The organism is Mesorhizobium sp. M8A.F.Ca.ET.021.01.1.1, from assembly GCF_003998025.1.
Lineage (GTDB): Bacteria > Pseudomonadota > Alphaproteobacteria > Rhizobiales > Rhizobiaceae > Mesorhizobium.
Window position 1 is genome coordinate 1 of sequence record NZ_RZSJ01000292.1, and the last position, 7,370, is coordinate 7,370.

6 protein-coding genes are annotated in these 7,370 nt (G+C 62.8%); all 6 read left to right on the forward strand.

Annotated features, from left to right (window positions below; translation table 11 throughout):
• The first annotated feature begins 214 nt into the window (after nucleotides 1-214).
• The 6 genes from EOA36_RS21175 (at nucleotide 215) to glyA (ending at nucleotide 7,297) form a co-directional block, all read left to right on the forward strand.
• Nucleotides 215-1,255 (forward strand): enoyl-CoA hydratase/isomerase family protein, encoded by a 1,041-nt coding sequence (locus EOA36_RS21175; RefSeq protein WP_127279280.1) that lies wholly within the window; start codon nucleotides 215-217, stop codon nucleotides 1,253-1,255.
• A complete protein-coding gene (locus EOA36_RS21180) occupies nucleotides 1,252-1,674 on the forward strand; it encodes a DUF6163 family protein (RefSeq protein WP_127279281.1) in 423 nt (140 codons plus the stop codon). The genes EOA36_RS21175 and EOA36_RS21180 overlap by 4 nt, the downstream gene beginning before the upstream one ends.
• Nucleotides 1,675-1,912: 238 nt before the next feature.
• On the forward strand, nucleotides 1,913-2,428 hold the full coding sequence (locus EOA36_RS21185) for a winged helix DNA-binding protein (RefSeq protein ID WP_013896002.1): 516 nt from the start codon (nucleotides 1,913-1,915) through the stop codon (nucleotides 2,426-2,428).
• Nucleotides 2,429-2,776: 348 nt separating this feature from the next.
• The gene (locus EOA36_RS21190; RefSeq protein ID WP_127279282.1) at nucleotides 2,777-4,030 is read left to right on the forward strand and encodes a L,D-transpeptidase family protein; all 1,254 of its coding nucleotides are present in this window, start codon (nucleotides 2,777-2,779) and stop codon (nucleotides 4,028-4,030) included.
• Between the two features lie 133 nt (nucleotides 4,031-4,163).
• Nucleotides 4,164-5,804, forward strand: a complete 1,641-nt coding sequence (locus tag EOA36_RS21195; RefSeq protein WP_127279283.1) for a Na+/H+ antiporter — start codon at nucleotides 4,164-4,166, stop codon at nucleotides 5,802-5,804.
• A gap of 179 nt (nucleotides 5,805-5,983) precedes the next feature.
• Complete coding sequence (glyA, locus tag EOA36_RS21200; RefSeq protein ID WP_127279284.1) at nucleotides 5,984-7,297, forward strand: serine hydroxymethyltransferase; 1,314 nt, start codon at nucleotides 5,984-5,986, stop codon at nucleotides 7,295-7,297.
• The last annotated feature ends 73 nt before the right edge of the window (nucleotides 7,298-7,370 follow it).

The window sequence follows — 7,370 nt, forward strand, 5'->3', positions numbered from 1 at the left end:
TCGGCGCCGAGGAGCGGCTTATGGCGCGGCAATTTCCCGATGAGTTCCCCACCTATGTCGAGCGGACCAAGGCGCTGATCCCGTTCGTATGGTAGCGCGCTTGCCGCAATTCGACCTGACTGACCTGCCTCTCTTCGCGCCCGGCAATTGACGTTCCCCTGGTCGCCGCTTAGCACTTCAGTCCCGCAGGCGCGGGGACAAGGATTCTCTGGCGATGGATTTTGGTGGAGGCGACGAAATTCGCTTCGAAAGGATGGGCAGGGCCGGCGTCGTCACGCTGACGCGGCCGCAGGCACTCAATGCCGTCACCCATCCCATGGTCAAGGCGCTGGACAAGGCCCTGCGTTCCTGGGAGCGCGACGACGGCGTGGACGTCGTCGCCGTCAAGGCCGAGGGCAGGGCGTTTTCGGCTGGAGGCGACATCCTGCACATCTACGAAGCCGGCCGGGCCGGAAAGCCGCCGGTCGAGTTCTTCGCCGACGAGTATCGGCTCAACGCCTATATCGCGCGTTTCAAGAAACCCTATGTCGCCCTCATCGACGGCATCGTCATGGGCGGCGGAGTCGGCATTTCCTTTCACGGCTCGCATCGGGTGATGACCGAAAATGCGCAGTTCGCGATGCCTGAGGTCGGCATCGGCTTTTTCCCCGACGTCGGCGCCAGTCATCTGCTGCCCGATCTCGGCGGTTCCTTCGGCATGTACCTGGCGCTGACAGGCAACCGCATCCGCTATGGCGATGCCCTGTGGTCGGGGCTGGCCACCCACACCATCAAGACCGAAGACCAGGCAAGCTTCCTCGACCGGCTGGCGCTGACGGGCGATCCGGAATCGGTGCTGCGCGGTTTTTTTGTTCCGGCCAAGCGGGAGACGGAGAGGCCGATCCTGGAGGCGATCGCCCGTCATTTCGCCCAGCCGTCGCTGCCGGATCTCATCGACAGCCTGGATCGCGCCGGCAAGGACGAGTTCGCGGCCAAAACCCTGGCGACGATCCGCATGCGCTCGCCGACCAGCCTTCGCGTCGCCTGGCGGCAGATCAGCGCCGGGCAGACATTGTCGATGGACGATTGCATGAGGATGGAGTTCCGCATCCTGAACCGCATGCTGGCCGGCCACGATTTCTACGAAGGCATCCGTGCCGCCATCATCGACAAGGGCTCGAAGCCGCAATGGCGGCCGGCAAAGATCGATGCGGTCGCCGAGGCGGACGTCGAGGCCTATTTCGCTCCGCTCGGCGATCGGGAGCTTGGGCTGTGAGCGAGGCGACATCGAGACGCGTCGTCCTGCAGCCCTCGGCGGTCGAGGTGATCTTCGCCTGGTTCCAGCGCGTCATTGCAGGCTACTGCCTGATGTTCGGCGTCCTGTACTGGATCAAGCTGATCGGATTCTATCCGGGCTCGCTGTGGCGCTTCGACCTTATGCCGGTGCATTGGCAGGTGGCGGCGGTGATGCTCGCCGTGTTCTTTCCCTTCGCCGCGGCCGGCTTGTGGATGCTGGCGTCCTGGGGGCCGGTGATCTGGTTCATATGCGCGGTCACCGAGACGGTCATGTATGCCGGCTTTCCCGAGCTTTTCGGCCATCGTCTCCTGATCCTCGTCTCGCATGCCTGCGTGGCGCTGCTCTACATCGTCTTTCGCGTCGTCATCTACCTGCAGAAACGGCCGGCACGGCACTAAGCCATTGTGCGCGTTGGCGACTTGGCGATCGCCTCTATCCGGCCCCGCGGTCATTGCCTAAATCTTTAGGTTAATCATCCTTGCTCGGGTGACCGTTCGTTAAGCCTCTTCCGAAACCTCTTACCGGTAAGCTCTTGTTAGCCCTAGCGTTTAAGTCGAATTTTATGAGTATTCGATAGTGTCGCGATCAAGGTGAAAAACAAAAAATCACCAGGGCGACAAACGAGAGGCAAAGACAATGATCAATTCGCGTCCGGCGGCGAAGACCGCCAACGTTTCCGACGATCGCCGCGAGGCTATCCGTTCCCTGTACATGGAATCGCTGCAGCTGGTCGAGCGTCTGCACCGCCGTCTGCTTGATGTCATCAAGGACGAATTCGACCGCAACGGCCGTTCCGACATCAACGCCATCCAGGCGCTGCTGCTCTTCAACATCGGCAATTCCGAGCTGACCGCCGGCGAGCTGCGTTCGCGTGGCTACTATCTCGGCTCGAACGTCTCCTACAATCTGAAGAAGCTGGTCGATCTCGGCTTCATCAACCACCAGCGCTCGCGCATCGACCGCCGTTCGGTCCGCGTTTCGCTGACGCCGAAGGGCAATGAAGTGGCTGATGTGGTCGCCGGTCTCTATGAGCGTCATGTCGGCTCGATCGAACAGGTCGGCGGTATCAACACCGACGAGTTCAAGCAGATGAACCGCGCCCTGCAGCGCCTCGACCGCTTTTGGAACGACACGATTGCCTATCGGATGTAAGACCACCCAGGAAACCGAGCCGCGCCGCAGAAGCGCGGCCGAAACAGCGACCTCCAGTCAGGGCCGGTGCCGAAAAGCACCGGTCTTTTCTTTCTTGCGTCCGGCCAAAGCAAATTACGGGCCAAGGCCACGTTGCCGCCATATTCCAATGGAACCGAGAGTGGCAGTGATGCTGTGGTGAAGACCATGCGTCCACCCGCAACCGTGTCGCGCCTATGCCTTTGTCGCCGATGTGATACGGACCATGGTTGGCTAATTGTTAAGATTGCCGATTTTAGAGTGCGGGCGAGATCGCGCGATGATCGACGCAGCAAGTGATCGAACGCTACAAGAATGTCTGGAACGTCCATGAGAACCAGCCGCCGTTTTTTCCTTTCCGGAGCCTCCGCGCTCGCAGCCGCCATGGTGGCCGGCCGTGCGAATGCGCAGGATGTGATCGGGGATATCCTGAAATCCTCGGCCCGCGGCAACTGGGATGATCAGTTCGATGCGCGCGCCAGCGAAGGCGGCAAGGTGGCCTCGACGCTGCCAATCTTCAGCCCGCAGACCGTCGCCTTCACCGAGCAGGCGGTCGCGCAGTATCAGAACATCGTCTCGCAGGGCGGCTGGACGGACGTACCCGCGACCAAGAAGCTTCAGCTCGGCGTCGACGATCCGGACGTGGTGCCGCTTCGCAAGCGCCTGATGGTTGCTGGCGACCTGTCGCAGAGTGCCGGCATTTCGACGGCCTTCGATTCCTATGTCGATTCGGCGGTCAAGCGCTTCCAGTTGCGCCATGGCCTGCCGGCTGACGGCTCGATGGGCAAATACACCTACGCCGCGATGAACGTGTCGGCGCAGATCCGGCTTGGCCAGCTGCAGACCAATCTGCAGCGCCTGAAGGAGAAGGCCGGTACGCTGGGCAGCCGCTACGTGCTGGTCGACATTCCGGCCGCGCAGATCGAAGCGGTCGAGAACGACCGCGTCGTGCTTCGCCACACCGCGATCGTCGGCAAGATCGATCGCCAGACGCCGATCGTCAATTCCAAGATCAACGAGATCATCGTCAATCCGTACTGGAACGCACCGGTCTCGATCGTGCGCAAGGACATCATTCCGCTGATGCGGAAGAATCCCGATTATCTCAAGAACAGCCACATCCGCCTGTTCGCGCCCGATGGCAGTGAAGTCGATCCGATGAATGTCGACTGGTCGACGGACGATGCCGAAAAGTACCGTTTCCGCCAGGATCCCGGTTCGGAAAACGCCATGGCCTCGGTCAAGATCAATTTCCCGAGCCCCGACGGAGTCTACATGCATGACACGCCGCAGCAGAGCCTGTTCGGCAAGATGATGCGCTTCGATTCCTCGGGCTGCGTGCGCGTCCAGAACGTGCGCGATCTCGTCACCTGGATCCTGCGCGACACGCCCGGCTGGGATCGCCAGCATTTCGAGGCGGCTATCAAGACTGGTCAGAACACACCGATCCAGGTCACCAACCCGGTGCCGGTGCATTTCCTCTATCTCTCGGCATGGTCGACGGGACCTGGCGTCGTCCAGTTCCGCGACGACGTCTATGCGCTCGATGGCGCCAGCGAGCTGCAGATCACGTCTTCTCTCTAACTGGCTGATACTTTTGAAAAAAAGCCGCTCTCAGAGCGGCTTTTTTGTTGCGGACGCCGTCAGATCGAGCCTTCGACCGGCTGGACGAAGTTCCAGCCATTGGCCATGGTCGGCAAACAGCCGGAATCGTGCCATGGACGTCGCTCTCTTCATTCTCGTCGTGCTCGTCTTCGTGGCACTGTCCGGCGCGCTCGTCCGGCTGGTTCGGGTGCCGCTGCCGGTGCTGCAGATCGCCATCGGCGCGGCCCTTGCCTGGCCGGCCAGAGGCCTGCATGTCGAGATCGATCCCGAACTTTTCCTGCTGGTGTTCATCCCGCCGCTTCTGTTCGGTGACGCCTTCGCGGCGCCCAAACGTGAGCTCATCGGTTTGCGCGGACCGATCCTCGACCTCGCCATCGGGCTCGTCTTCTTCACCATTGTCGGCTTCGGCTATGCTTTGCACTGGCTGGTGCCGAGCATTCCGCTCGTCGTCGCTTTCGCGCTCGCCGCCGTGCTGTCGCCGACCGACGCCGTGGCGGTGTCCTCGATCGTTGACAGGAATGTGGTTCCGTCCCGACTGATGCATATATTGGAGGGCGAGTCGCTGCTCAACGACGCGTCGGGCCTGGTCATGTTCCGCTTTGCGGTGGCTGCGGCATTGACCGGCAGCTTCTCCCTCGCGGGAGCCTCGCTCAGCTTCCTCTATGCCGTCGCCGCCGGCATCCTGGCCGGCCTCGCGGCCCTGTTCATCGCCGCCAAGACGCTGCAACTGCTCAACCGCATCGGCGGCGTGCCGGCCGAGGCGCAGGTTCTCGTCATGATCCTGCTGCCTTTCGTTGCCTATCTCGGCGCCGAGCATGTCGGAGCTTCGGGCATCCTGGCGGCGGTGACCGCCGGCCTGCTGACCGGGGTCTCCGGCATGTACCGCCACCTCGGCGTGTCGGCGCGCATGCAGACCCTGTCGCTCTGGGCGACGCTCACTTTCGTCTTCAATGGCGCTCTGTTCATTCTGCTCGGCCTGCAGCTTCCCGACATCATCCGCAAGGTTCCGCCGGAATTGTCCAGCCGGCATTGGCTGATCGAGCCGGTGGCGACGGTGCTGATCCTGACGCTCTGCCTGATCGGGCTGCGCTTCCTGTGGATCTGGGTCGGCGACATCGCCCAGGCGATCGCGGCGCGCCTCGGCAAGCGCGAGGCCTCGCCGTTCGGATTTCGCGTCCGGCTCGCCGGCTCGGTAGCCGGCGTGCGCGGCGCCATCACATTGGCGGGCATCCTGTCATTGCCGCTGGCTTTGCAGGATGGCTCGCCCTTTCCGGCACGCGATGTGGTGATCTTCCTTGCCGCCGGCGTCATCATCTGCTCGCTCGTCATTGCCAGCTTTGCCTTGCCCAGGATCGCGCGGGGGCTGGTCGAGCCGGGCGAGGATCCGGCCGCCGCGGAGGAGCGCCGCGCGCGCGTCGGCGCCGCCAATGCGGCGATCGCCAGGATCGAGAGCATCGCCAACGAGCAAGGCGAGGGCGAGGCGGTCGAGGCCCGGCTCGCCGTCGCCGACAGCATCGTGGCAGGTTACCGTAGACGCATCGCGGCTTCCGACGAGGCCGCCGAGGCCCGCGCCGAGGCCCGCGAGGCCGGCAGGCTGGAGCTGGAACTCAGGGCGGCGGGCATCGAAGCCGAACGCTCCGCGCTGCGCGACATGTTCCGGAGCCAAGAGATCAATGATCACACGATGCGCGCGCTATTTTCCGAAATCACCTTGACCGAGGCCTTGCTGAAGCAGCGGCGGGACAGGAAATAGCGGTCCGCCCGATCGTTTGCCGCAAACCGGCCAGCAAATTTCGCGCCGCAAACGTGGCGAGGCTAAAACAACTGTGTTAATGGCCCGGCGAACGCAATGCATGTCGCCCGGAACCGTCCAGTGGTTTGGGACGACGGCATGCACGAATTTACCCTTCCAACCCCAGGGGAACTCAGGCCATGGCAACAGCAGCGGCGGCGTCGAACAGATTCGAATCCTTCTTCGAAACCACTTTGGAAGATGCCGATCCGGAGATCTTCGGCGCCATCCGCAACGAACTCGGTCGCCAGCGCCACGAGATCGAACTGATCGCCTCGGAAAACATCGTCTCGCGCGCCGTGCTCGAGGCGCAGGGCTCGATCATGACCAACAAATATGCCGAGGGCTATCCTGGCAAGCGCTACTATGGCGGCTGCCAGTTCGTCGACGTGGCTGAGGAACTGGCCATTGAGCGCGCCAAAAAGCTGTTTGGCTGCAATTTCGCCAACGTCCAGCCGAATTCCGGCAGCCAGATGAACCAGGCGGTGTTCCTGGCGCTGCTGCAGCCCGGCGACACCTTCATGGGCCTCGACCTCAATTCCGGTGGCCATCTCACTCACGGCTCGCCGGTCAACATGAGCGGCAAGTGGTTCAAGGTCGTCTCCTATGGCGTGCGCAAGGACGACCACCTGCTCGACATGGACGCGATCGAAAAGACCGCGCACGAGACCAAGCCGAAGCTGATCCTGGCCGGCGGCACCGCCTATTCGCGTGTCTGGGATTGGAAGCGTTTTCGCGAGATCGCGGACGCCGTCGGCGCCTATCTCATGGTCGACATGGCGCACATAGCGGGCCTCGTCGCTGGCGGCGTGCATCCCTCGCCCTTGCCGCACGCCCATGTGGTGACGACCACCACGCACAAATCGTTGCGTGGTCCGCGTGGCGGCATGATCCTGTGCAATGACGAGGATATCGCCAAGAAGATGAACTCGGCGGTGTTCCCCGGGCTGCAGGGCGGCCCGCTGATGCATGTCATCGCCGCCAAGGCAGTGGCCTTCGGCGAAGCGTTGAAGCCGAGCTTCAAGGTCTATGCCGAAAGCGTCGCCGCCAACGCCAAGGCGCTGGCTTCCAGCCTCAAGGAAACGGGTCTCGACATCGTCTCCGGCGGCACCGACAACCACCTGATGCTGGTTGACCTCAGGCCCAAGAACGCCACCGGCAAGCGCGCCGAGGCGGCCCTTGGCCGCGCTAACATCACCTGCAACAAGAACGGCATCCCCTTCGACCCGGAAAAGCCCTTCGTCACTTCGGGCGTGCGGCTGGGTACGCCGGCCGGCACCACGCGCGGCTTCGGCCAGGCCGAATTCCGTGAGATCGGCAAGCTGATCGCCGAGGTGCTGGATGGGCTCAAGGTCGCCAATTCCGACGAAGGCAATGCGGCGGTCGAAGCGGCGGTCAAGGCCAAGGTCGTGGCATTGACCGATCGGTTCCCGCTCTATCCCTATCTCGGTTGACCATCCTTATCTCGGTTGACCGGGCGCGAAGCGTCATCTTTTATCCACCGGCGGTGCGTCACCCCTGATCGGG